Raw genomic sequence first — 22,358 nt, 5'->3', positions numbered from 1 at the left:
CCTAGGCCGGTGCCTCGGCCACCTCGAGCGCCCGACCGGCCTCGACCGTGATCAGGCGCTGGCAGCGCTGCGCAATGGCGCGGTCGTGCGTGACCAGCACCAGCGTGGTGCCCTGCTCGCGGTTGAGCTCGAACATCAGCTCCATCACGCGCGCGCCGGTGGCAAAGTCGAGGCTGCCGGTGGGCTCGTCGGCCAGCAGCAGCGCCGGCTGCACCACGAAGGCGCGTGCCAGCGCCACCCGTTGCTGCTCGCCGCCCGAGAGCAGCTTGGGGTAGTGCCCCAGACGCTGCCCTAGGCCCACGCGCTGCAACAATTGTGTGGCGGCCGCGCGGGCGTCGCGCCGTCCGGCCAGCTCCAGCGGCAGCATCACGTTTTCCAGCGCCGTCAGGTTGCCGAGCAACTGAAAGCTCTGAAACACGAAACCCACCTTGTGCGCGCGCAGCGCCGCACGCTGGTCTTCATTGAGTGCGAAAATATCGGTTCCGTCGATGCGAACCGTGCCCCGGGTGGGCGTATCCAACCCAGCCATGAGCGCCAACAAGGTGCTCTTGCCCGACCCCGAGGCCCCAACGATGGCCACCGTCTGCCCGCGTTGCAACTCAAAATCAATGTCGCACAAAATGTCGAGCACGCCGCCGGAGTCCGTCACCGATTTGCTCAAGCCCTGTACCGCTACCACTGCATCTGCCATGAAACCGCCTTTAGTTTGGAACCGCCGCCACTTTAACGCCTGCGCCGCCGCGGCCGCTGCCTTGGGGCTATCGCTGGCACCGATTGTGGCGCACGCCAACCCGGCTGCGGCCGCCAACGCCCCCGCCGCACCCAAGCTGCTGGTGCTGGGCGATTCGCTCAGCGCCGAGTTCGGGCTGCGCCGGGGCAGCGGCTGGGTCGCGCTGCTGCAGCAGCGGCTGGCCAGCGAGGGCCGCTCCATGCAGGTGTTCAACGCCAGCATCGGCGGCGAGACCACGGCCGGCGGGCGCTCGCGCCTGCCGGCATTGCTGCGCACGCACCAGCCGGCGGTGGTGGTGATCGCCCTGGGGGCCAACGACGCCCTGCGCGGTCTGCCGCTGACGCAAACCAGCGACAACCTGCGCGCCATCGCACGCGAAAGCCGCGCCGCCGGAGCCCGGGTGCTGCTGCTGGGCATCGACGTGCCGCCCAACTTTGGCGAGCGCTTCCGGCAGGATTTTCGGCGGCTGTTCACCGACATCGCGCAAGCCGAACAGGCCGCGCTGATGCTGTTCATGCTCGAGGGCGTGGCCGACCGGGCCGACCCGACCGAGCTGTTTCAGAGCGACGGCATCCACCCCAATGAGGCGGCGCAACCTATCATTCTGGAGCAGGTCTGGCCGCACTTGCGCCCGCTGCTTTAGTCGTCCAGCGCCGCCAGCGCCTGCGCCAGATCGGCTTGCAAGTCGGGCTGCGCCTCTAGGCCCACCGCCAGCCGCACCAGGCGCGGGCCGTAGGCCGCTTGTGGGGTTTGCGGCCAAGGGCTGTTGCGCATGGCCGGCATGTCGTAGGGCATGCACAGGCTGATGGGGCCGCCCCAGCTGTAGCCAATCCGAAATAGGCGCAGCCGGTCGCAAAAGGCGTCGATCTGCTCGGGCCGGATGTGCGGCTGCCACAGCACCGTGAACAGGCAGGCGGCGGCACGGGCGTCGCGCTGCCAGTGCGCGTGACCGGGCGAGCCGGGCAGCGCCGGGTGCCAAACCTGGGCCACCCCGCGCTGCTGCTGCATCCAGTGCGCCAGCGCGCGCGTGCTGGCGTCTTGGGCGTGGTAGCGCAGGTGCAAGGTGTGCAGGCCGCGCAGCACCAGTTCGGCGTCGTTGGCCCCCACCCCCAGCCCCAGGCGCATGTGGGTGTGCAGCAGGCGCTGGTGCAGCGCGGCGTCGCGCGTGACCACCGAGCCCATCAGCACGTCGGCGCCGCCGCTGGGGTATTTGGTGAGCGCTTGCAGCACCACATCGACGCCAAAATCGAAGCCGCAAAAGGCGATGCCTGCGCCCCAGGTGTGGTCGAGCGCGCTCACAATCGGGCGCGACCGGCCCACGTTGGCGGCTTGCAGCACCCGCATCAGGGCTGGCAGGTCGGGGTATTCGAGCGTGACCGACCCCGGCACTTCGAGCCAGACCAGGCGCGTAGCGGGGCCGATCTGCGCCTCCAGATCGGTCGGTTGCATCGGGTCGTAAATGCGGTGCGCGATGCCCCAGGACTGCAACTCGGCGCGCACCAGCTCTTTGCTGGGGCCGTAGGCGTTGTCGGGCAGCAGCACCTCGTCGCCGGCTTGCAAGCAAGCCAGGTTCACCAGCGCCAGCGCCGCCAGCCCGCTCGGGCACAGCAGGCAGTGCGCGCCGCCCTCCAGACTGGCGATGCGCTCCTCCAGCGTGAAGGTGGTGGGGGTGCCGTGCAGGCCGTAGGTGTAGCCCGATTTGTCTTTCCACTGGCGCGCACGCAGCGCCGCCACGTTGGGGAAAAACACCGTCGAGGCCTTGAACACCCCCGGCGGTAGGACATCAAAGCCCGGCGGCGGCTGGTAGGGGTGGTGGATGAGCGCGCTGGCCGGTTGCAGGGCACTGGCACCAGACTGATCCGGCTCCTCAGGCCGGGGCTGCACCATGCTCACACCGCCGCGCCGTGGTAGGGGTGGTGCAGCAAGATGGTGTGGTCGCGGTCCGGGCTGGTGGAGACGACGTGGATCGGCACCCCGGTCACGGCCTCGATGCGGTTCAGGTAGTGCTGCGCGTTGGGCGGCAGGTCTTCGTAGCGCGTCACGCCCGCCGAAGGCTGGCTCCAGCCCGGCAGCGTTTCGTAGATCGGCTCGCAGCGCGCGATTTCGTCGGCCCCCAAGGGCAGCAGGTCGATCAGCTCGCCGTCGAGCCGATAGCCCACGCACAGTTGCAGCTCGGGCAGGCCGTCGAGCACGTCGAGCTTGGTGATGCACAGTCCGCTCAGGCCATTGACCTGCGCCGAGCGCTTGAGCAAGGCGGCGTCGAACCAGCCGCAGCGGCGCGAGCGCCCGGTGGTGGTGCCTTTTTCGGCCCCCACGGTGGCCATGTGCCAGCCCGGCGTGCCTTCGGTCTGCCAGTCGAGCTCGGTCGGGAACGGGCCGCCGCCGACGCGGGTGCAGTAGGCCTTGGTGATGCCCAGCACGTAGTGCAGCAGCCCCGGCCCGACGCCCGCGCCCGCAGCCGCGTTGCCCGCCACGCAACTGCTGGAGGTGACGAAGGGGTAGGTGCCGTGGTCCACGTCGAGCAAGGTGCCTTGGGCGCCCTCAAACAGCAGATTCACGCCGCGCCGGTGCGCCTCGTTGAGCTCGCGCGAGACGTCGGCCACCATCGGCGCCAGCAGCGTGGCGTGTTGCAGCGCCTGCGCCAGCACCGGCTCGAACTGCATCTGCCCGCCCTGCATGAAGGCGGCCAGTGGCTGATCCTGCAACCAGCCGCAAGCCGCCCAATCGACTTCGGCGCTGCCCAACACCGCCAGTTGCTGGTTGTAGTAGCCCATCAGCTCGCGCAGCTTGGCAGCAAAGCGCTCGGGCTGGCGCAGGTCTTGCACGCGCAGCGCGCGCCGCCCCACTTTGTCTTCGTAAGCCGGGCCAATGCCGCGCCCGGTGGTGCCGATCTTGGCGGTGCCGGCGCGCTCTTTGGCCTGTTCGCGCGCCACATCCAGCGCGGCGTGAAAAGGCAGGATCAAGGGGCAGATTTCGCTTACGCGCAGGCGCGAACGCACCTCGACCCCGGCGCGCTCCAAGCCAGTGATCTCTTCCAGCAGCTTGCCCGCCGACAGCACCACGCCGTTGCCCACGTAGCACACCACACCGGCGCGCATGATGCCGCTGGGGATGAGGTGCAGCGCCGTTTTCACGCCGTTGATGACCAGCGTGTGACCGGCGTTGTGGCCGCCCTGGAAACGCACCACGCCGCGCGCGGTTTCGGTCAGCCAGTCGACCAGTTTGCCCTTGCCCTCGTCGCCCCACTGGGTGCCGACGACGACCACGTTGCGCCCTGGACGGGCCTGAAAAGGGGATGCGCTCATAGGGTTCGGTTCCAAGCCTGGCAGGCGGTCGGGTTCATGGGGAGGGAGGCAGGGCTTGCAGCACCCAGGCCCCGGCGTGGGGCACGAGGGCGCGGTCGCAGTCGAATTCTTCCACTTCGTGTTCGTGGCCGGGCAGCACGCGCAGCACCACGTGGCCTTGGGCACGCAAGGCGGCAATGGCTTGGCGCAGCGCGGCGTCTTCGCCCCAGGGGGCGCGTATGGCTTTTTGTGCCGCCGGGCGTGGCAGCAGCGCAACCAGCTCTTTCAGGTCCAAGCTAAAGCCGGCCGCCGGGCGGCAGCGGCCAAACACCGCCCCCACTTCGTCGTAGCGGCCGCCGCGCACCAGTTCCTGCGGCATCTGCCCAGGCAGGGCGGCGGCAAAGATCGAAAAGCGCAAGCCGGTGTAGTAGGCGTAGCCGCGCAGGTCGGCCAAGTCAAAATTGATTTCGATGTCGTTCGCGGCGCAAGTGTGCGCGGAGCCGGCGGCGGCCAGCGCCAGCGGCAAGGACTGCGCCAGCGAGCGCAGATCGGCCAAGGCGCGCTGCAGCGCCGCCGAGGGCGGCAACACGCGCTCGGCCTGCTCCAGCACCGCCGCGTCGCCGTGCAGCTCGGTCAGGGCCAGCAAGGCGCTCTGTGTGGCCGTGGGCAGATCAGCAGCCACCTGGCCCAGCGTCGCCACGTCTTTGGCCGCCAAGGCGGCGTGCAACTGCTGCACCCGCAGCGCGGGCAAGTTCAGACCATCGAGCAGGGCATCGACGATGCGCACATCGCCGCAGTCGAGCACGATGCGGCCTAGGCCGGCGGCGCGCAGGCAAGCCAGCGCCAGCTCCAGCACCTCGAGGTCGGCCTCGGGGCCGGCGTGGCCGTAGAGCTCGGCCCCGAACTGTAAGGGCTCGCGGCTGGCCAGCGGCCGCTGCGGGCGCGTGTGCAGCACCGGGCCGCAGTAGCACAGGCGCGTTAAACCGCTGCGGTTGAGCAGGTGCGCATCGATGCGCGCCACCTGCGCCGTGGTGTCGGCGCGCAGGCCCAGCGTGCGCCCCGAGAGCTGATCGACCAGCTTGAAGGTTTGCAAATCCAGCGCCTCGCCGGTGCCGGTGAGCAAGGAGTCGAGGTGCTCGAGCAAGGGCGGCATGACCAGCTCGTAGCCATGCACACGCGCCGCGTCGAGCAGGGCCCGGCGCAGTTCTTCGATGTGCCGGGCCTCGGAGGGCAAAACGTCGGCAATGTGATCCGGCAGCAGCCAGGCAGACATGGGATGGGAACTCGGACAGTCAAAAGGGTGATTTTACTGGCAAGGCCAAACGAGGGCCCGATTTCAAGGGCGCCCCCACCAACATGCCGCTTGCGCCGCCGCCCTTGCCTGCTTGCTTGTTGGCCTGCTCGAGCCGGGCCATAATGCCGCTGACTGCATCCACCCCCACCCCCACCCCCACCCGCGCCTGCGCTGGCCGGGTGCACCCACAGGAGTCCTAGCATGATCGTCACCACCACCCCGAACATCGAAGGCCAACGCATCACCCGCTACTGCGGCGTGGTGACGGGGGAAGCGATTCTGGGCGCCAACGTGTTCAAAGACCTGTTTGCCGGCATCCGCGATCTGGTGGGTGGCCGCTCCGCCACCTATGAGCGGGAGCTGCAAAAAGCGCGCGACATCGCCTTGACCGAACTGCAGCAACGCGCCCAAGAACTGGGTGCCAACGCCGTCGTCGGGGTCGATCTGGACTACGAGGTCATGGGTCAGGGCAATGGCATGCTGATGGTTTCGGCCAGCGGCACCGCCGTGGTGGTGGCGCCCGCCGCTTAAAGCCGCGCCCTACAATGGCTGCGTGACCCAAGCCGCCCCAGCCACCGCCCCCAGCCCACACCCCATGCAACCGCGGCGACCGATCCGCGAGTTGCCCGATGCGCTCATCAGCCAGATCGCCGCCGGCGAAGTGGTCGAGCGCCCGGCCTCGGTGGTGCGCGAACTGATCGACAACGCGCTCGACGCCGGGGCGCGCCAGCTCACGCTGCGCCTGAGCGCTGGCGGCGTGCGCCTGATCGCACTCGAAGACGACGGCTGCGGCGTAGCCCGCGAAGAACTCGCGCTGGCGCTCAAGCGCCACGCCACCAGCAAGGTGCGGGATCTGGCCGAGCTCGAAACCGTGGCCACCATGGGCTTTCGGGGCGAGGCGCTGGCGGCGATCGACTCGATTGCTGAACTCAGCCTGCTCTCGCGCAGCGCCGAGGCCCGCGAAGCGCACGGCTGGCTGCTGCACGGGCGCACCGGCGAGCTGCAACCGGCGGCGCGCAGCGTCGGCACCACGGTCGAGGTGCGCGAGCTGTTTTACGCCACCCCGGCGCGGCGCAAGTTCCTCAAGAGCGATGCCACCGAGCTGGCGCACTGCGTCGAGGCGGTGCGCCGCCACGCGCTGGCGCGGCCCGACGTGGGCTTTGCCATCTGGCACGAGGGCAGGCTGGTCGAGCAGTGGCGGGCTGCGCCCTTGGCAGCGGCGGCTGTCCAGCCGGACCATGCGGCTGCGGCTGCCGATCCCTCTGTTGCGGCTGCTGCGGCCCACAGCAGCCCCATGAACGGCCCCGCGAGCGCCGCCTTGGCGCAGCGCATGGCCGATGTATTGGGCGAAGATTTTCTGGCGCACAGCCTGGCCTTCGATTGGCTGGGCGAGGGCTTGCGCGTCTGGGGCCGGGCCGGACTGGCGCAGCTGGCGCGCGCCCGCGCCGACCAGCAATACAGCTACGTCAACGGTCGCTTCGTGCGCGACAAGGTGATAGCCCACGCCGTGCGCAGCGCCTACGAAGATGTGCTGCACGGCCAGCGCCAGCCGGTCTACGTGCTGCTGCTGGAGCTGGACCCGGCGCGCGTCGATGTGAACGTGCACCCGAGCAAGATCGAGGTGCGCTTTCGCGACGGCCGTGCGGTGCACCAGGCGGTGCGCCGGGCGCTGGAGCAAGTGCTGGCGGCTCCGCGCGCGGGGCTCTTGAACGCAGCACCCGTGCAGCCGTCCGCCTCTGCGGGTGCCAGCCTAGCGGATTCGTTTCAAGGCAGCACCCCGGAAACTCCGGCGCACAGCACACAAATGCGCCTCGGGCTGGCCACGCAGGCTGCGCCTTGGGGGTACGGGGCATCGCCCCAGGCGGCACCCAGCAGCAGAATGGGCGCGTCGGGCGCGGGTCGGCACGCCAGCGATGTGGCCGCGCTGTGGCCCGGCCCAGCCGCGCCTGCACACCAGCCGCAGCCGCCAATCGTGGAGCTGCGCGTGCACCCCTACGCCACTTCACCCCCTCACTTGGAACCCGACGCCGACACCGACTGGCCCCTGGGCCAGGCACTGGCCCAGTTGCACGGGGTTTACATCCTAGCGCAAAACCGCCACGGCCTGGTGCTGGTGGACATGCACGCGGCGCACGAGCGCATCGTCTATGAGCGCCTGAAAGGCCAGTGGGACAGCGCCGCGGCCACCCTGCCCAGCCAGCCTTTGCTGATTCCGGCCACCTTTGCCGCCACCGCACTGGAACTGGCCACCGCCGAGGCGCAGCAAGAGGCGCTGCAGCGGCTCGGGCTCGAAATCACAGCCTTTTCGCGCCAGACCTTGGCAGTGCGCGCCGTGCCTGCTGCGCTGGCGCAGGGCGACGCGGTGGCGCTGGCGCGCGGCGTGTTGGCCGAGCTGGAGCAGCACGGCGGCGCGCGCCTGCTGCAGCGCGCCCGCGACGATCTGCTCGCCACCCTGGCCTGCCACGGTGCGGTGCGCGCCAACCGGCGCCTGAGCGCAATCGAGATGAACGCCCTGCTGCGCCAGATGGAAGCCACCGAGCGCAGCGACCAGTGCAACCACGGCCGCCCGACTTGGCGCCAGTTGAGCCTCAAAGAGCTCGACGCCCTGTTTTTGCGCGGGCGCTGAAACGGCCGGAGGGCGGCGCCCTTTTTTTAGGCTAACTTGCGCCAAATCAAAGCCAATCCGGCCTCTGGGCCCCTGTTCTGCGCCAAATCGGTGCAAAACGCCCCCCGGTTTGGTGCAAAATAAGTGCCCTTTGCCTGCCACCTTTTCCGCCACCCTCCACCCCCTCGATCCCGTCATGAAATACGCTTCCCTGCACGATTTTCTGGCCCAAGTCAGCCAGCGCAACCCGGGTCAGCCCGAATTTTTGCAAGCCGTGACCGAGGTGGTCGAGAGCCTGTGGCCCTTCATCCAAAAGCACCCCAAATACGCCGAGCAAGGCTTGCTCGATCGCTTGGTCGAGCCCGAGCGCGTGCTGATGTTTCGCGTCTGCTGGGTCAACGACCACGGCGATGTGCAGGTCAACCGCGGCTACCGCATCCAGCACAGCTCGGCCATCGGCCCCTACAAGGGCGGGATGCGCTTTCACCCCTCGGTCAACCTGTCGATCCTCAAATTTCTGGCCTTCGAGCAGACCTTCAAAAACGCCCTCACCACCCTGCCCATGGGCGGCGGCAAAGGCGGCTCGGATTTCGACCCCAAAGGCAAGAGCCCGGGCGAGGTGATGCGCTTTTGCCAGGCGCTGATGAGCGAGCTGTTTCGCCACATCGGCTCCGACACCGACGTGCCCGCCGGTGACATCGGCGTGGGCGGACGCGAAGTTGGGTTCATGGCCGGCATGATGAAAAAGCTCTCCAACCGCGCCGACTGCGTCTTCACCGGCAAGGGGCTGGCCTTTGGCGGCTCGCTCATCCGCCCCGAGGCCACCGGCTACGGCACGGTGTATTTCGCCGAAGAAATGCTCAAGCGCCGCGGCCTGAGCTTCGACGGCTTGCGCGTGAGCGTCTCGGGTTCGGGCAATGTGGCGCAGTACGCGGTCGAAAAAGCGCTGGCGCTCGGGGCCAAGGTCGTCACCGTTTCGGACTCCAGCGGCACCGTGATCGACGAAGACGGCTTCACCAGCGCCAAACTGGCCGAGCTGATGGAAGTCAAAAACCACCTCTACGGCCGCGTGAGTGACTACGCAAAACGCACCGGCACCCGCTTCGAAGCCGGGCGCAACCCGTGGTCGGTGCCGGTTGACATCGCCTTGCCCTGCGCGACCCAAAACGAGCTCGACGCCGACGACGCCCGGTTGCTGCTGCAAAACGGGGTCAAGTGCGTGGCCGAAGGCGCCAACATGCCCACCACCATGGAAGCGGTCAAGCTGTTTGAGCAGCAAGGCGTGCTGTACGCGCCGGGCAAGGCCAGCAACGCCGGCGGCGTCGCCACCTCGGGGCTGGAGATGAGCCAAAACGCCATGCGCCTGAGCTGGCCGTGCGAGGAAGTCGATGCGCGCCTGCACGGCATCATGGTCGGCATCCACGAAGCCTGCGTGCGCCATGGCCAGCGCGCCGACGGCTCGGTGAGCTACGTCGATGGGGCCAACGTGGCCGGCTTCGTCAAGGTGGCTGATGCCATGCTGGCCCAGGGCGTGATCTGAGGCGGCTCGCGGCCTCGGCCTGAGGCCGCGCCGTTCCCCAGCCGCTTGGGCTAGCTGGTGCCGCTTGGCCTAGCCCAATATCGACTACACGCTGCACGGTTCGGCCACGCCGGTGCAAGACAGCTACCGGCTGGCGACCAACATCATCGATCGGCAGGCAGCACCCGCCTTGGAGTTGGCCGCGCTGTACCACGAGCGCTGGGAGATCGAGGGTGTCTTCGACGAATTCAAGACGCACCTGCGCGCCAACAGCACGGTGCTGCGCAGCAAGACGCCGGAGTTGATTCAGCAAGAACTGTGGGGCCTGTTGTTGGCGCACTTTGCCATCCGACAGCTAATGGTCCAAGCAGCTTGGCCGCGCGGACTCGATCCGGATCGGCTGAGCTTCACCCATGACGTGCGCGTGATCAAGCGCAAGATGCCGCAAGCTGCGGCCATCCCCCCCTGAGCGTCTGGCTGCTTGGCGTGACGCGCTGCTGGCCGAGATCGCGCGCGGGCACTGCGTCAGCAGTCGCGGGCGTCTCAACCCGCGCGGCGTAAAGCGTAAGATGAGCAGCTTCAACGTTCGCCATCGCGGCGCTGTGCTTCACCAGAAACACGAACCAAGGCCGGTGTTATGTATCTGAACAGTATTGGGCTTAAGCAGGCCGCGAGACCTGAACCAACTCGCCAAGTTCATCGTTGACCAAGCCTCGGGAGGGGTGCCCAAGGAAGTACCGCCGCCGGCGAAGAAGGCGGCGGCGGTTGCATTGGGCATGCTAGGCGGCAAGAAGGGTGGCGCTGCGTGCGCCGCAAGCCTTACGCCCGAGCAACGCCCGGAAATCGCCAAGAAGGCTGCGGCTGGGCGCGGGAAGAAGGCTTAGAGCATGCTGGCTAGGTAGGCCAGTTCCTTCTGATAGCGCTCGGCTGAGGCATTGACCTGCAATCGCTTCCCCTCAACAGAGTGGAAGCTGCCGATCTTCAGGCGAGCAATTGGGATGCTTTTTGCACCGCTCACTCGGCCCGTGGACATGAAGTCATCGGTGATGACGAATGCGTCGCTTGGGTCTTGATGGTCGAACAGTTGGCTGTGCTTTTCCGCCAGTGACAACGCGCGTTCGATATACATGCGCGACGCGCTGTCAGGGGTGAACTTCTTCTGACTCTTTGCCCCGGCCATTGTCATCACGATGGCCGCGACCTTGGGGGTAGGCCTGCCACCGGCTCGCTGATTCCAAATCAGGAAGTCCTTGGCAGGGTTGGACAGCAACCCCAGCGTCAGTGCAAGTGACTCAATCGAGTGCTCATCTACGCGCACGGGGATGACGACGGCATCGGACGCGCACCACGCAAGGTGAGTGCCACCCGCATAGAAGGGGCTGGTATCCATGAGGATTTTCTCGGCGCCCTTGTCCTTCGCCTCCTTATCGAGAATCTGCTTCAAGATTTCTAACAGCTTTCCGATGGCCGAGACATTCTGCTGCGCGTTGGCGATCTGAAGCTGCTGGTACAGGGTCGAAGGGAAGGCGAACATTTCTGCGCTGCCGGGGATGAAGCTCGCCACCTTGCCGCCCTTGAAAGAGTCGCAGTAGTTGCTGACGCGGAAGGAGATGTCGTCAGGGACATCGCCAAACGCGGCGCCCAAGAGTGCCGGCTGGAGCGCATCCAAAATGGTCACGTCTTGCTGAGCGCCGCGCATCAGGTTCTCGGTCAAGTTCCGCTGCGCGCAGAGGTCCGCGATCAGCAATGGATGCTTCCGCGACATCTCATATGCGAGGTTGAACGTGAGCGTCGATTTCCCGACCCCGCCGCGTAGCGTCGTCACGGCATAGCTTCGGTACTTGAGATCGCCGGAGTGCGTGAACCCCTCATCAACGACTTTTGAGTGGTTGTCGAGAATCTTCTGGATGTTGGATGCCATAGCGTTTCCTTGCAGGTTGCGAAAAAGCCGCAGGTGCAGCAGGCGTCATGATAACACGCAGGACATGCAGGAGAAAAGAAAAATTGCAGGATATGCAGTAGTTCACCTGCGGCAAGCCCTAGCATCTGTTAATCTAGAGCGCGATGAAGCCTGCCCGCACGCGCCCGCCCATGCCGGCCACCCTCGTGGTGTTGTTGCTGTCGCTGCTGCTGGGGCTGCAGCCGCTCACCACCGACTTGTACCTGCCGGCGCTGCCCGCGCTCACCGGCTACTTCGATGCGCCCATGCACCAGGCGCAGCTCACGCTGTCGGCGCTGCTGCTGGCGTTTGGGGTTTCGCAACTGTTCTGGGGCCCGCTGTCGGACCGCTTTGGGCGCCGCCCCATTTTGCTCGCCGGGCTGGCGCTGTACGCGCTGGCCTCGCTGGGCAGCGTGTTTGCTGCCAGCATGGAGCAACTGCTGCTCTGGCGCGTGCTGCAAGGTGCCGCCATGGGGGCGGCGGTGATGTGCGCCCGCGCCATCGTGCGCGACCTCTACCACCCGGCCGAAGGCGCGCGCATGATGTCCAAGGGCCTCACCGGGCTGGGGGTGCTGGCCTGCATCAGCGCCCCGCTGGGCGCTTTGTTGTCGGACTGGATGGGTTGGCGCGCCGCCCTGGGCGTGCTGGCCTTGTTTGGGGCCGCCGCGCTGGCGCTGGTGCTGCTGCGCTTCCAGGAAAGCCTGGCGCACCCGAACCCGCAGGCGCTGCGCCCGCAGCAGATGGCGCGCACCTGGGCCTTGATTTTGCGCCACCCCACCTTCTGGGCCTACGCGCTGCTGGTGACCACCTCCTACGCCGGCCTGTTCACCTTTTTGGCCAGCTCGTCCTTTGTCTTCATCAACGCCTTGGGCCTGAGCAAAACCCAGTACGGATTGCTGATGTTCTCGATGTCGGCGGTTTATATCCTGGGAACTGTGCTGTGTCGGCGCTTGCTGCTGCGCTTCGGGGTGCGGCGCACGGTGGCCATCGCCGGGGCCCTGACGCTGCTGGGCGGCAACCTGGTCGGCCTGTTGGGCTGGCTGGGCTGGCACAGCGTGTGGGCCATCATGCTGCCCTACTACCTGTTCATTCTGGCGCACGGCATCCACCAGCCCTGCGGCCAGAGCGGCGCGGTGGCCCCGTTCCCGCAGGCGGCTGGCACCGCCTCGGCCCTGAGCGGATTTTTGATGATGAGCGTGGCCTTTGCCGTGGGCTGGTGGCTGGCGGCACAACTGCCGGTGGGCCTCGAAGGGGCCAGCGTGCTGCCCCTCACCCAAGGGCTGTGGTTCTGGAGCGTGCTGATCTGCGCTGTGGCTTGGACGCTGGTGCAGCGTTACGGGGAAGTGCATGGCGCCGCAGCCAAGCGGGCCAACCCGACTGATTCAATCGGCCACCCCAAACCATGAGCCCCGCCCCACCCGCCTGGATCGCCCTGGCCGGCCCCACCGCCAGCGGCAAAAGCGCGCTGGCGCTGGCGCTGGCGCAGCGCTGGCCGGTGGAGATCGTCAGCGTCGATTCGGCGCTGGTCTATCGCGGGCTCGACATCGGCAGCGCCAAACCCAGCCTGGCCGAACGCGCCGCCGTGCCGCACCACCTGATCGACATCCTGGAGCCGCAGCAGAGCTACAGCGCCGCCGCCTTCGTGGCCGACGCGCAGCGCCTGCTGCCCCAGATCGCCGCCCGCGGCCGCCTGCCGCTGCTGGTCGGCGGCACCCTGCTCTACTTCAAGGCCCTGTTCGAGGGGCTCGACGACATGCCCGCCGCGCACCCGGATCTGCGCCAGGCCATCGAGGCCGAAGCCGCGCAAAAGGGCTGGCCCGCGCTGCACGCGCAACTGGCGGCGGTGGATGCGCCGACGGCGGCGCGCTTGAGCCCCAAGGACGCGCAGCGCATCGGGCGTGCGCTCGAAGTCTGGCGCGCCAGCGGGCGGCCGCTGTCGTCGTTTCACACCCGCACCAAGACCAAACCGGCACAGCCCGCCGCGCAGCCAACCGCCCAGCCAGCCCTGCCGCCGCTGCAAATCAACGGCCAGACTGGCCTGCTGCTGGCGCTGGAACCGCTGGACCGCGCCTGGCTGCACCAGCGCATCGCGCAGCGCTTTGCCGCCATGCTGGAGCAAGGCTTCATCGACGAGGTGCGCGCCCTGCGCGAGCGGCCCGAGCTGCACCCCGGCCTGCCCGCCCTGCGCAGCGTGGGCTACCGCCAGCTGTGGGAAGCGCTGGATGCCCTAGCCGCCAGCGGGCGCAGCGACTTCAGCGCGCCCGAGCGCGCCGCCCTGACTGAGCGCGGCAGCAGCGCCACGCGCCAACTGGCCAAACGCCAACTCACCTGGCTGCGCAGCCTGCCGCAGCGCCAGCTGCTGGCGTGCGAACAACCCGACTTGCTGCAAGCCGCCTGCGCGCTGCTGGAGCGGGCGGGCTTGCAACGCGCGGCCTGAAAAACCTGCGCGCGGCTGGGTCGAGCGGCTCCTGAGCCAAGCCTGCGCTATGGGGCTGAGCCCGGCGCAACCCATGCCAAATTGCGCCGCCCCACCCCGAGCGCGACCCCGATCGAGAGCAGCAGCACCAGAGCGGCCCCGGCCAGCGTGGCGGCGTACCAGCCGCGGTCCATGAAAACGCCGAATATCAGCGGTGCGATGGCAAAACCCACGTCCAGGCCCGAATACACCGTGCCATAGACGCGCCCGGTGGCCCCCTTGGGCGTGGCCTGCTTGATCAGCAGGTCGCGGCTGGGCGCGGCTATGCCCACGGCAAAGCCCGTGGCCGCCAGCAGCAGCATGGTGCCCGTGCCACCCAGCCAGCCGCTGGCGGCCAGCAGCAGCAGCAGCGCACCCGCGCCCATCGATGCCCCCACCACCCAATCGGTGCGGCGCGCCTGCGTGGCCACGAAACCGCCCACCAGCATGCCCAGCGCCCCGCACACCATGTAGGCGCTCAGCGTGAGCGTGGCGGCCTCTAGGCTCACGCCGTGCAGCGCTTTGAGGATCGAGGCCGAGTAGTTTTGCACCACACCCAGCATGAGCGTGGTGAGCAAAAAGAAGGCAAAGCACCACCAGATCACCGAATGGCGCAAAAAAGCCAAGTCGTTGCCCGCTGGCGCACCCGCCGGGCGGCGCAGCACCTCCGACTTCAGGTGCTGGCGCTGCCACAGCAGGAGCAAAAACACCAGCAGATACAGCCCGGCGGCGGCGAGGTAGGCGCTGCGCCAGTCCAGCCACATCGACCAGCCGACCAGAAACACCGGGGCCAGCGCCCAGCCCAGGTTGCCGCTGATGCCATGCACGCTGTAGGCGTGGCCCAGCCTGGGGGACGAGATGCGCTGATTCAGGATCGAAAAATCGACCGGATGAAACGAGGCATTGCCCAAGCCAGCCAGCGCCGCCACCCACAGCAGCGTCGTGTAGCTGTTGGCTTGGGATGCCAGCAAGGCCGCACCCATGAACAGCAGCAGCGACGCAAACAACACCGGACGCGCCCCGAAACGGTCCACCACAAAGCCCGAGGCCGCCTGCCCCAGCCCCGAGACGGCGAAAAACAGCGTCATCAGCAGGCCCACTTCGGTGAAGGACAGGCCAAACTCGAGCATCAGCAGCGGGAACAACGGCGGCAGCAGCAGGTGCCCGAAATGCGAGCTGCCATGCGCCAACCCAACCAGCGCCATCACGCGCGCGTCGGTGCGCCACGGTACGGCGGCAGTCGGGTGGGCGGCGGCAGCTAGGCTGAGACTGGACATAGGCGGTCATATTAATGCCAAACGCGCGCCCGCGCCACGCTGCGCGCCCATTGCAACCGCCGCATCCGGGCACAATAGCCGCCATGAATATCGTGATTCTCGACGACTACCAGGATGCGGTGCGCAAGCTCGCCTGCGCCGCCAAGCTCGAAGCCTTTCCGGCCAAGGTGTTTACCAACAACATCAAGGGCGTGGGGCAGTTGTCGGTGCGCCTGCGCGACGCCCAGGCGCTGGTGCTGATTCGCGAGCGCACCCACATCACGCGCCAGTTGCTCGACAAACTGCCCAAGCTGCGCCTGATCGCCCAGACCGGGTCGGTGGGCCCGCACATCGACCTCGATGCCTGCACCGAACACGGAGTGGCAGTGGCCGAAGGCAAGGGCTCGCCGGTGGCCCCGGCCGAGCTCACCTGGGCGCTGATTCTGGCCGCCATGCGCCGCCTGCCGCACTACGTGGCGCATCTGAAACACGGGGTTTGGCAACAATCGGGCCTAAAAACCGCCGCCCTGCCGCCCAATTTTGGCCTTGGCATGGTGCTGCACGGCAAAACGCTGGGCCTGTGGAGCTATGGCCGCATTGGCAAACTGGTGGCTGGCTACGGGCGCGCTTTTGGCATGCGCGTGCTGGTCTGGGGCAGCGAGGCGACGCGCTTGCAGGCCGTGGCCGACGGCTTTGAAGTGGCTGCCTCCAAGGCCGAGCTGCTGGCGCAGTCCGACGTGCTCAGCCTGCACCTGCGCTTGGGGCCCAGTACCCAGGGCTGCCTGAGCTTTGAAGACTTGAGCCTGATGAAACCCAGCGCCGTGCTGGTCAACACCTCGCGCGCCGAACTGATCCAGCCCGATGCCTTGGTGGCGGCCCTCAACCGCGGCCGCCCCGGCATGGCGGCGGTGGATGTGTTCGAGTCCGAACCGATTTTGCAAGGGCACGCCCTGCTGCGTCTGGAAAACTGCATCTGCACCCCGCACATCGGCTTTGTCGAGCAAGAGAGCTACGAAAAGTATTTTTCGGCCGCCTTCGACAACATCCTCAACTTCATCAAAGGCACCCCCTCCCACATCGTCAACCCGGGGGCGCTGCATTACCAGCGCTAAGTGGAAGATCGCCTCCCTGCGCGGACTGCGCTTTTTAGCGGCTAGGGCTTTCCTGAGGGGGGGCGGGGGCCCGGCTCCCAGTCCAAACTCCCGAGGTCGAAGTCGATCGACAGGGGGTCGGGTTTGGGCGCCTCGACCGCTGCAACCGACACCGAATCGGCGCTCGGCCAAGTCTGCAAGGGAATCGATCCAGGCAAGGTGGGCGCAGACCCGCTGGATGCTGCAGGCGCGGGGGCAAGGCCCAAATCGAGCATGGGCAGCGGTGCATGCAGCAAGGCCTCCAGCACGCCACTCAGGGTCAGCAAGTCATCGAAAGCCGCCAGGGTGCGCACGGTCAGCTCGCTGCTGGGATCGCCGGGCTGAGAGGCCAAGGCGCGCTCGATCACCACGGCCGCCGTCGGCTGCGGCCACTGCGCCTGCAGGGTTTGCAAGAGCGCCGTGTCGTGCTCGAGGCCCAGCCCGGAATCGATAACCTCGGTGCGCGGCGCGATGCGCTGAAAGTGGTGCTCGTAAAACCGGGTGGCCTCGCCCAACGCGGTTGCGTCGCCGGCTTGCGCGGCCAAGGCCAACCACCGCAAATAGGGCGCCTCGCTGGCTCGCGCATGCCCGGTCACGTACAACTTGAGCACCTCCATGGCCTGGGTGCGCTGGGCGATCGACTCGAAAAACTCGACCTGCTGCCACACCTCGATCAAGGCACCCAGATCGAGCACCGAAATGGCCACCTCGCCAAACATCGAAGCCTGGCCTTCGGCCACCTCCAGCCCCATTACCCCATCGGCATCCAGCCATGCCGATGACCGAGCGGCTGCGGCAGATGGCTCGAAGGCTGCATCCGGGGGCATCGCAACGGGTGCGGCGGGTGCGGCGTCGGCACGGGTCTCGAGGCCATTCGGGGTCACGGACTGCACCGGCGCGAGGTCCGCTTTGGACTGGGTGGCCTCATCCCCGGGCAGGGTGGACGCCCACCACGGCGTTTGCGTCGCTGCAGCAGGTCGCGCGAGCAACAACCGTCCCGATCGGTAGGCATACAAGACCCCGCCCAGCAGCAACAAGAGCAAGGAACCCAGCCCATAGAGCCACATCGCAGGCACACCGGCCTGGGCTGCAGCTTGCACTTGCAGCAATTGGGCCTGGGTGCTTTGCAGCGCCAGGCGCAGTTGCTCCTGCTCAGCGCGCAAACCCAGCAGCTCTTGCTCCTTGGCGGCCAGCGCGTTAGCGACGGCACCCACATCGGCCAAAGGCCCCTCTGGCGCTGCAGTGGCTGCGGCGCCCACTTGCTCGGGCGCAGCCGCAGCCGCCACCGGCGGAGCTTGCCCGGGCAAGGCAATCGGGTCGAGCTGCAAGCGGGCCCCTCCTGCCACCGGGACCGGGGCCAAGGTGGTTGCCGGGGGGGTGGTTGCAGGGGCGGCAGCCGCAGGCACCGGGACGACTCGAGGAGGCGCTTTGCTGCGCAGGCGCTCCAAGTTGGCTGGCCGGGCCGCCGGTGCGCTCAGACGAATCGGGGTTTGGGCTTGGGGCTGTGCCGCCGGTGCCGTGGCTGCTGCGCGTCCTGCAACCGCGGCACCGTTGGGCGCAACAACTGGCACAGGCACAGCCACCACTGCAACCCCCGTTGCCGGGGTGGCTGCAGGGAGGGTGGCGGCAACTGCCGGCGGTTGCGCCGGACTCCAATCGGCCAACAGGGTGTACGAGCGCCTAAAGACCGTTTGACAGCCCACCTGCAAGGCCAAGGTCACAATGGGCTCGTTGATGGGCTCGGTGCTGCGCACCCGCAGCAACGCCACCCCATCGGGTCCGACGCTTTGTACCGCCGTGCTGATGGTGCTGGCCGCCACGCCCGACTCGCCATACTGCAGCTGCACTTGCAGGCACAAGTCGGCTAGGCTTTGGTTGGGCTCGAGCCGGCTTTGCACCAGAATATCGAAGGGGCGACCGATAATGACATCGCCTTGAGTCGGACCCAAGGTTGCCGCCAGCGTTTGCGTGGCCGCCCACAGCAGCGCGCTTCCCACCGCCAACTTCAACATCTGCCAGTCCTTGCCTTAATCGTGTTCGTATTGTCAACTGCTCCACATTTTGACACACCAAACCCCCCACCCCAATTCATTGCCAAAGCGAGCCCCCCATGACCGCCTGCTTAAAAAGCCACAGCCACGATGCCACCTTGGTGTTGACCCTCAGCGACCCCGAGCGCCGCAACGCACTCGGACCCGAGGTCTACGCCGCCGCGGTCGAAGCGCTCAACGTCGCTGAGCGCAGCACCGAAGTGCGCTCGGTCATCATCACCGGTGAAGGGGCGCATTTTTGTGCCGGCGGCAACCTGCAGCGCCTGCTTAACAACCGCGAACAAGCCGTGCAGGTGCAGGCCGACAGCATCGAGGGCCTGCACATCTGGATCGAGGCCTTGCGCAGCTTCCCCAAGCCGGTGGTGGCGGCGGTCGAGGGGGCATGCGCCGGGGCTGGGTTTTCGCTCGCGCTGGCCTGCGATTTCCTGCTGGCGGCGCGCAACAGCGTGTTTGCCCTGTCCTACATCAACGTGGGCCTCTCGCCCGACGGCGGCGCCAGTTGGAGCCTAGCGCGCCGGCTGCCGCGTGCCGTTGCGCTGGAATTGCTGATGCGCGGTGAGCGCATCGAGCCGCAGCGCCTGCTGCAACTGGGGCTGATCAACCGCCTGTGCGAGCCCGGGCAGGCGCTGCACGAGGCGCTGCACTGGTGCGACAGCCTCAACGCCTTGGCCCCCAATGCGCTGGCCAGCATCAAAGAGCTGGTCAACGAGGCGCCCACCCACAGCCTGCACCAGCAACTGCGCCAAGAGCGCGAGCACTTCGTGCAAAACCTGCATCACACCAACGGCGGCGAAGGGATTCGGGCCTTTCTGGAAAAACGCCCGCCGCACTACCGCTGAAGCCATAGGTCGCCGAGGTCGCCCCAGCGACACCTAGACCGCCCCCAGTCACCCACAAGACAGCCCATGGACGAACCGATACTGACAATGCAGGAACGCGAGGCCATCAACGGCGGTCGCTGGTTCAACACCCTTTCACCCTCTTTGCGGCACGACATCCTTCGATGCGCTTACGTCAAACGCTTCCTCGATGGCGAGCTGATCGCCGCCCGCGGCGACCCGCCCAACGAATGGTCGGCGGTGGCCAAGGGCGCGGTGCGGGTGAGCTCGACCTCGCTGGCGGGCAAGCAGGTCACGCTCACCTACGTCGAGCCCGGGGTCTGGTTTGGCGAGATTGCCATGTTCGACGGCGAGCGCCGCACCCACGACGCCTACGCGCACGGGGCCACTTCGCTGCTGTGCGTGGCGCGCAAAGATTTTCAGAAAATCCTGGCCCAGCACGTCGAACTCTACGAGGCGCTGCTTCGCTTGCAGGCGCGGCGCATCCGCAATCTGTTCGGGCTGGTGGAAGACCTCAACACCCTGCCCTTGCGCGCGCGGCTGGCCAAGCAGTTGCTGCATCTGTCGCGCAGCTACGGCGTGCCTTGCCTGGCCAACGCCAGCGAGACCCGCATCGGCCTGCAACTGGCACAAGAAGAGCTGGCGCAGATGCTGGGGGCCTCGCGCCAGCGCGTCAACCAAGAGCTCAAATCGATGGAGCGCGAGCTGGCCATCCGCATCGAGCCCGGCGGGCTGGTGGTGTGCGACCGCAGCGCCCTGCTGCGCATTGCAGCCGCCGAAAACTAAAAACCCTTTCTGCACCCAGCGGCCATGTCTGAACCCTCCTGCCCCACCCCAGCCCCACGGCCTGCGGCCCTGCCCTTTGAAGCCGCCGCGCTGGAGCAGTGGCTGAGCGCGCACCTTGAGGGCTTTGAGGGCCCTTTGCAAATCGAGAAATTTCCCGGCGGCCAGTCCAACCCCACTTACCGCCTGCGCACCGCGCAGCGCGACTGGGTGCTGCGCAGCAAACCCGGGCCGGCGGCCAAGCTGCTGCCTTCGGCGCACGCGATCGAGCGCGAATTTCGCGTCATGCGCGCGCTGGCCGACACCGCGGTGCCGGTGCCGCGCATGGAGGCGCTGTGCGAAGACGAATCCGTGATCGGGCGCGCCTTTTACCTGATGCAATACGTGCCCGGGCGCATCCTGTGGGAGCAGTCGCTGCCGGGCTTGGATGCGGCGCAACGGCGCGCCCACTACCTGGAAATGAACCGGGTGCTGGCGGCGCTGCACCGGGTCGATGTGCAGGCCGTGGGCCTGGCCGACTACGGCAAACCCGGCAACTACTTCGAGCGCCAAATCGCGCGCTGGAGCAAGCAGTACCAGGCCTCGGTGACGCAACCCATCGCCGCAATGGAGCGCCTGATCGACTGGCTGCCCACCCACATCCCGGCGCTGGCGCGCGACGACAGCCGCCTGTGCGTGGTGCACGGCGACTTTCGGCTCGACAACCTGGTGTTCCACCCCGAGCAAGCGCAGGTGCTGGCGGTGCTGGACTGGGAGCTTTCCACCCTCGGGCACCCGCTGGCCGATTTCAGCTACCACTGCATGGCCTGGCACATCGAGCCGGGGCTGTTTCGCGGCATTGCCGGGCTGGATCTGCCCGCTTTGGGGATTCCCAGCGAGCGCGAATACATCGAGCGCTATTGCGCCCACACCGGTTTTTTCGACCCCGAGGCGCTGCAGCAGGACTGGAATTTCTTCCTCGCCTACAACCTGTTTAGGCTGGCGGCGATTTTGCAAGGCATCGCCAAGCGGGTCGAGGCCGGCACCGCTTCCAGCGCCCAAGCGCGCCAGTCGGGTGCCGGAGCGCGCCCCTTGGCCGAACTGGCTTGGTCTTATGCCCAGCGCGCCTAGCCCGATCCAGACCCTGCCCAGCGCCCATGGCCCCCACCCACGCCCCACCTTAGCCCACCCAGCGGAGCCTTTATGCACTTCGATTACAGCCCCAAGGTTCAAGACTTGCAAGCGCGCCTGCAAGCCTTCATGGACGCGCACATCTACCCCAACGAAGCGCGCTTCATGGACGAAGTGGCCGCCAACCGCGCCCGTGGCAACCCGTGGCGCCCCACCGAGCTGGTCGAACGGCTCAAGCCGCTGGCCCGCGCCGCCGGGCTGTGGAACCTGTTTTTACCCAACTCGCCGCGCGCCCCCGAGGGCCTGAGCAACCTCGAGTACGCGCCGCTGTGCGAAATCATGGGCCGCGTGAGCTTTGCGCCCGAGGTGTTCAACTGCTCCGCGCCCGACACTGGCAACATGGAGACGCTGGAGCGCTACGCCAGCGAGGCGCTCAAAGACCGCTGGCTCGCCCCCTTGCTGCGCGGCGAGATCCGCTCAGCCTTTTTGATGACCGAGCCCGAAGTGGCCTCGTCCGACGCCACCAACATCCAGTGCCGCATCGAGCGCGAGGGCGACGAGCTGCGCATCAACGGGCGCAAGTGGTGGTCCTCCGGCGCCGGCGACCCGCGCTGCGCCGTTTTCATCCTGATGGGCAAAACCGACCCGCAAGCGCCCCGGCACGCGCAACAGTCCATGGTCGTGGTGCCGGCCGACGCGCCGGGGGTACACATCGAGCGCGCGCTCACCGTGTTTGGCTACGACGACGCCCCGCACGGCCACATGGAGCTGCGGCTAGAAAACGTGCGCGTGCCCGCCAGCCACATTTTGCTCGGGGCCGGGCGCGGTTTCGAGATCGCCCAAGGCCGCCTCGGGCCGGGGCGCATCCACCACTGCATGCGCTCCATCGGCGCCGCCGAGCGCGCGCTGGAGCTGATGTGCCAGCGCCTGACGCGGCGCGTGGCCTTTGGCAAGCCGCTGGCGGCGCAAAGCGTCTGGCACGAGCGCATCGCCGAGTCGCGCTGCCTGATCGAGCAAGCGCGGCTGCTGACCCTCAAAGCCGCCTACATGATGGACACCGTGGGCAACAAAGTCGCCAAGGCCGAAATCGCCATGATCAAGGTCGTGGCCCCCAACGTGGCCTGCCAAGTGCTCGATTGGGCCATTCAGGCGCACGGCGGCGCCGGGGTGTCGCAAGATTTTGTGCTGGCGCAAAGCTACGCCAACCAGCGCACCCTGCGCCTAGCCGACGGCCCCGACGAGGTGCACCGGATGGCCATCGCCAAGCTGGAGCTGGCGCGCCACCAAGTGCAGGCCACCACCGAACTCGAGCCGCCAGTGACACGCGGCTGCTAAAACACAACCGCCCCAAGCCCGCTGCGGC

The 22,358-nt window shown here is 67.5% G+C and carries 18 protein-coding genes and 1 pseudogene; 12 read left to right on the top strand and 7 right to left on the bottom strand.

The features are described 5' to 3' along the window. Position 1 precedes the first annotated feature (1 nt). On the bottom strand, positions 2 to 691 hold the full coding sequence (locus SRAA_RS03390; protein WP_045530990.1) for an ABC transporter ATP-binding protein: 690 nt from the start codon (positions 689 to 691) through the stop codon (positions 2 to 4). On the opposite strand from SRAA_RS03390, the gene SRAA_RS03385 reads away from it, so the two are divergent. Next, a complete protein-coding gene (locus SRAA_RS03385; protein ID WP_045530988.1) occupies positions 690 to 1,373 on the top strand; it encodes an arylesterase in 684 nt (227 codons plus the stop codon). The genes SRAA_RS03390 and SRAA_RS03385 overlap by 2 nt on opposite strands. Here SRAA_RS03385 and SRAA_RS03380 read toward each other — a convergent pair. The 3 genes from SRAA_RS03380 to SRAA_RS03370 are packed head-to-tail and all read right to left on the bottom strand — an operon-like array spanning position 1,370 to position 5,287. Further along, positions 1,370 to 2,617, bottom strand: coding sequence for a PLP-dependent transferase (locus SRAA_RS03380; protein WP_045530986.1), 1,248 nt, complete (start codon positions 2,615 to 2,617; stop codon positions 1,370 to 1,372). The two genes, SRAA_RS03385 and SRAA_RS03380, sit on opposite strands and share 4 nt — an antisense overlap. A gap of 2 nt (positions 2,618 to 2,619) precedes the next feature. Next, entirely contained in the window at positions 2,620 to 4,035 is a 1,416-nt protein-coding gene (locus tag SRAA_RS03375) for an adenylosuccinate synthase (protein WP_045530984.1), read from the bottom strand. Positions 4,036 to 4,069: 34 nt separating this feature from the next. Then, entirely contained in the window at positions 4,070 to 5,287 is a 1,218-nt protein-coding gene (locus tag SRAA_RS03370) for an ATP phosphoribosyltransferase regulatory subunit (RefSeq protein ID WP_045530982.1), read from the bottom strand. Between the two features lie 222 nt (positions 5,288 to 5,509). Here SRAA_RS03370 and SRAA_RS03365 point away from each other — a divergent pair, with 222 nt between their 5' ends. The 4 genes and pseudogenes from SRAA_RS03365 to SRAA_RS03350 form a co-directional block, all read left to right on the top strand. After that, positions 5,510 to 5,839, top strand: coding sequence for a heavy metal-binding domain-containing protein (locus tag SRAA_RS03365; protein ID WP_045530980.1), 330 nt, complete (start codon positions 5,510 to 5,512; stop codon positions 5,837 to 5,839). 64 nt (positions 5,840 to 5,903) lie between these two features. Beyond that, on the top strand, positions 5,904 to 7,934 hold the full coding sequence (mutL, locus tag SRAA_RS03360) for a DNA mismatch repair endonuclease MutL (RefSeq protein WP_045533210.1): 2,031 nt from the start codon (positions 5,904 to 5,906) through the stop codon (positions 7,932 to 7,934). A gap of 175 nt (positions 7,935 to 8,109) precedes the next feature. Next, on the top strand, positions 8,110 to 9,453 hold the full coding sequence (gene gdhA, locus SRAA_RS03355) for an NADP-specific glutamate dehydrogenase (RefSeq protein WP_045530978.1): 1,344 nt from the start codon (positions 8,110 to 8,112) through the stop codon (positions 9,451 to 9,453). 79 nt (positions 9,454 to 9,532) lie between these two features. Further along, positions 9,533 to 9,901, top strand: a pseudogene (locus tag SRAA_RS03350) (transposase); the annotation flags it as partial. A gap of 411 nt (positions 9,902 to 10,312) precedes the next feature. On the opposite strand, the gene SRAA_RS03345 reads toward SRAA_RS03350, so the two are convergent. Further along, complete coding sequence (locus tag SRAA_RS03345; RefSeq protein ID WP_045530974.1) at positions 10,313 to 11,353, bottom strand: ParA family protein; 1,041 nt, start codon at positions 11,351 to 11,353, stop codon at positions 10,313 to 10,315. Between the two features lie 170 nt (positions 11,354 to 11,523). Here SRAA_RS03345 and SRAA_RS03340 point away from each other — a divergent pair, with 170 nt between their 5' ends. Then, positions 11,524 to 12,777 (top strand): multidrug effflux MFS transporter, encoded by a 1,254-nt coding sequence (locus SRAA_RS03340; RefSeq protein ID WP_082040077.1) that lies wholly within the window; start codon positions 11,524 to 11,526, stop codon positions 12,775 to 12,777. Then, on the top strand, positions 12,774 to 13,808 hold the full coding sequence (gene miaA / locus SRAA_RS03335; RefSeq protein WP_045530971.1) for a tRNA (adenosine(37)-N6)-dimethylallyltransferase MiaA: 1,035 nt from the start codon (positions 12,774 to 12,776) through the stop codon (positions 13,806 to 13,808). The genes SRAA_RS03340 and miaA overlap by 4 nt, the downstream gene beginning before the upstream one ends. A gap of 47 nt (positions 13,809 to 13,855) precedes the next feature. Here the strand turns inward: miaA and SRAA_RS03330 are convergent, their stop codons facing one another. Next, on the bottom strand, positions 13,856 to 15,103 hold the full coding sequence (locus SRAA_RS03330; RefSeq protein WP_045530969.1) for an MFS transporter: 1,248 nt from the start codon (positions 15,101 to 15,103) through the stop codon (positions 13,856 to 13,858). Between the two features lie 83 nt (positions 15,104 to 15,186). On the opposite strand from SRAA_RS03330, the gene SRAA_RS03325 reads away from it, so the two are divergent. Further along, positions 15,187 to 16,194 carry a D-2-hydroxyacid dehydrogenase family protein gene (locus tag SRAA_RS03325; RefSeq protein WP_045530967.1) on the top strand — a complete coding sequence of 336 codons (1,008 nt, stop codon included), beginning with the start codon at positions 15,187 to 15,189 and terminating at the stop codon, positions 16,192 to 16,194. A gap of 41 nt (positions 16,195 to 16,235) precedes the next feature. On the opposite strand, the gene SRAA_RS03320 is transcribed toward SRAA_RS03325, so the two are convergent. Continuing rightward, on the bottom strand, positions 16,236 to 18,224 hold the full coding sequence (locus SRAA_RS03320) for a hypothetical protein (protein WP_045530965.1): 1,989 nt from the start codon (positions 18,222 to 18,224) through the stop codon (positions 16,236 to 16,238). A gap of 98 nt (positions 18,225 to 18,322) precedes the next feature. On the opposite strand from SRAA_RS03320, the gene SRAA_RS03315 reads away from it, so the two are divergent. The 4 genes from SRAA_RS03315 (at position 18,323) to SRAA_RS03300 (ending at position 22,330) form a co-directional block, all read left to right on the top strand. Next, positions 18,323 to 19,102, top strand: a complete 780-nt coding sequence (locus SRAA_RS03315) for an oxepin-CoA hydrolase, alternative type (protein WP_045530962.1) — start codon at positions 18,323 to 18,325, stop codon at positions 19,100 to 19,102. A gap of 66 nt (positions 19,103 to 19,168) precedes the next feature. After that, complete coding sequence (locus SRAA_RS03310; RefSeq protein WP_045530959.1) at positions 19,169 to 19,888, top strand: Crp/Fnr family transcriptional regulator; 720 nt, start codon at positions 19,169 to 19,171, stop codon at positions 19,886 to 19,888. Positions 19,889 to 19,912: 24 nt separating this feature from the next. Next, complete coding sequence (locus tag SRAA_RS03305) at positions 19,913 to 20,995, top strand: phosphotransferase (protein WP_045530957.1); 1,083 nt, start codon at positions 19,913 to 19,915, stop codon at positions 20,993 to 20,995. Positions 20,996 to 21,067: 72 nt separating this feature from the next. Beyond that, complete coding sequence (locus tag SRAA_RS03300; RefSeq protein ID WP_045530956.1) at positions 21,068 to 22,330, top strand: acyl-CoA dehydrogenase family protein; 1,263 nt, start codon at positions 21,068 to 21,070, stop codon at positions 22,328 to 22,330. Positions 22,331 to 22,358: the final 28 nt, after the last annotated feature.

It is taken from the genome of Serpentinimonas raichei (assembly GCF_000828895.1).
In the GTDB taxonomy this organism is placed as follows: Bacteria; Pseudomonadota; Gammaproteobacteria; order Burkholderiales; family Burkholderiaceae_C; genus Serpentinimonas; species Serpentinimonas raichei.
Note: the sequence above shows the minus strand (reverse complement) of the source record. Positions and strands in the feature narration are given on the sequence as shown.

Coding starts and splice junctions, on each gene's coding strand:
- SRAA_RS03330 (WP_045530969.1), bottom strand. CDS start 15,103: ATGTCCAGTCTCAGCCTAGCTGCCGCCGCCCACCCGACTGCCGCCGTA.
- SRAA_RS03375 (WP_045530984.1), bottom strand. CDS start 4,035: ATGAGCGCATCCCCTTTTCAGGCCCGTCCAGGGCGCAACGTGGTCGTC.
- SRAA_RS03300 (WP_045530956.1), top strand. CDS start 21,068: ATGCACTTCGATTACAGCCCCAAGGTTCAAGACTTGCAAGCGCGCCTG.
- SRAA_RS03365 (WP_045530980.1), top strand. CDS start 5,510: ATGATCGTCACCACCACCCCGAACATCGAAGGCCAACGCATCACCCGC.
- SRAA_RS03370 (WP_045530982.1), bottom strand. CDS start 5,287: ATGTCTGCCTGGCTGCTGCCGGATCACATTGCCGACGTTTTGCCCTCC.
- SRAA_RS03340 (WP_082040077.1), top strand. CDS start 11,524: ATGCCGGCCACCCTCGTGGTGTTGTTGCTGTCGCTGCTGCTGGGGCTG.
- SRAA_RS03315 (WP_045530962.1), top strand. CDS start 18,323: ATGACCGCCTGCTTAAAAAGCCACAGCCACGATGCCACCTTGGTGTTG.
- SRAA_RS03325 (WP_045530967.1), top strand. CDS start 15,187: ATGAATATCGTGATTCTCGACGACTACCAGGATGCGGTGCGCAAGCTC.
- mutL (WP_045533210.1), top strand. CDS start 5,904: ATGCAACCGCGGCGACCGATCCGCGAGTTGCCCGATGCGCTCATCAGC.
- SRAA_RS03380 (WP_045530986.1), bottom strand. CDS start 2,617: ATGGTGCAGCCCCGGCCTGAGGAGCCGGATCAGTCTGGTGCCAGTGCC.
- SRAA_RS03310 (WP_045530959.1), top strand. CDS start 19,169: ATGGACGAACCGATACTGACAATGCAGGAACGCGAGGCCATCAACGGC.
- SRAA_RS03305 (WP_045530957.1), top strand. CDS start 19,913: ATGTCTGAACCCTCCTGCCCCACCCCAGCCCCACGGCCTGCGGCCCTG.
- SRAA_RS03390 (WP_045530990.1), bottom strand. CDS start 691: ATGGCAGATGCAGTGGTAGCGGTACAGGGCTTGAGCAAATCGGTGACG.
- SRAA_RS03345 (WP_045530974.1), bottom strand. CDS start 11,353: ATGGCATCCAACATCCAGAAGATTCTCGACAACCACTCAAAAGTCGTT.
- SRAA_RS03385 (WP_045530988.1), top strand. CDS start 690: ATGAAACCGCCTTTAGTTTGGAACCGCCGCCACTTTAACGCCTGCGCC.
- miaA (WP_045530971.1), top strand. CDS start 12,774: ATGAGCCCCGCCCCACCCGCCTGGATCGCCCTGGCCGGCCCCACCGCC.
- SRAA_RS03320 (WP_045530965.1), bottom strand. CDS start 18,224: ATGTTGAAGTTGGCGGTGGGAAGCGCGCTGCTGTGGGCGGCCACGCAA.
- gdhA (WP_045530978.1), top strand. CDS start 8,110: ATGAAATACGCTTCCCTGCACGATTTTCTGGCCCAAGTCAGCCAGCGC.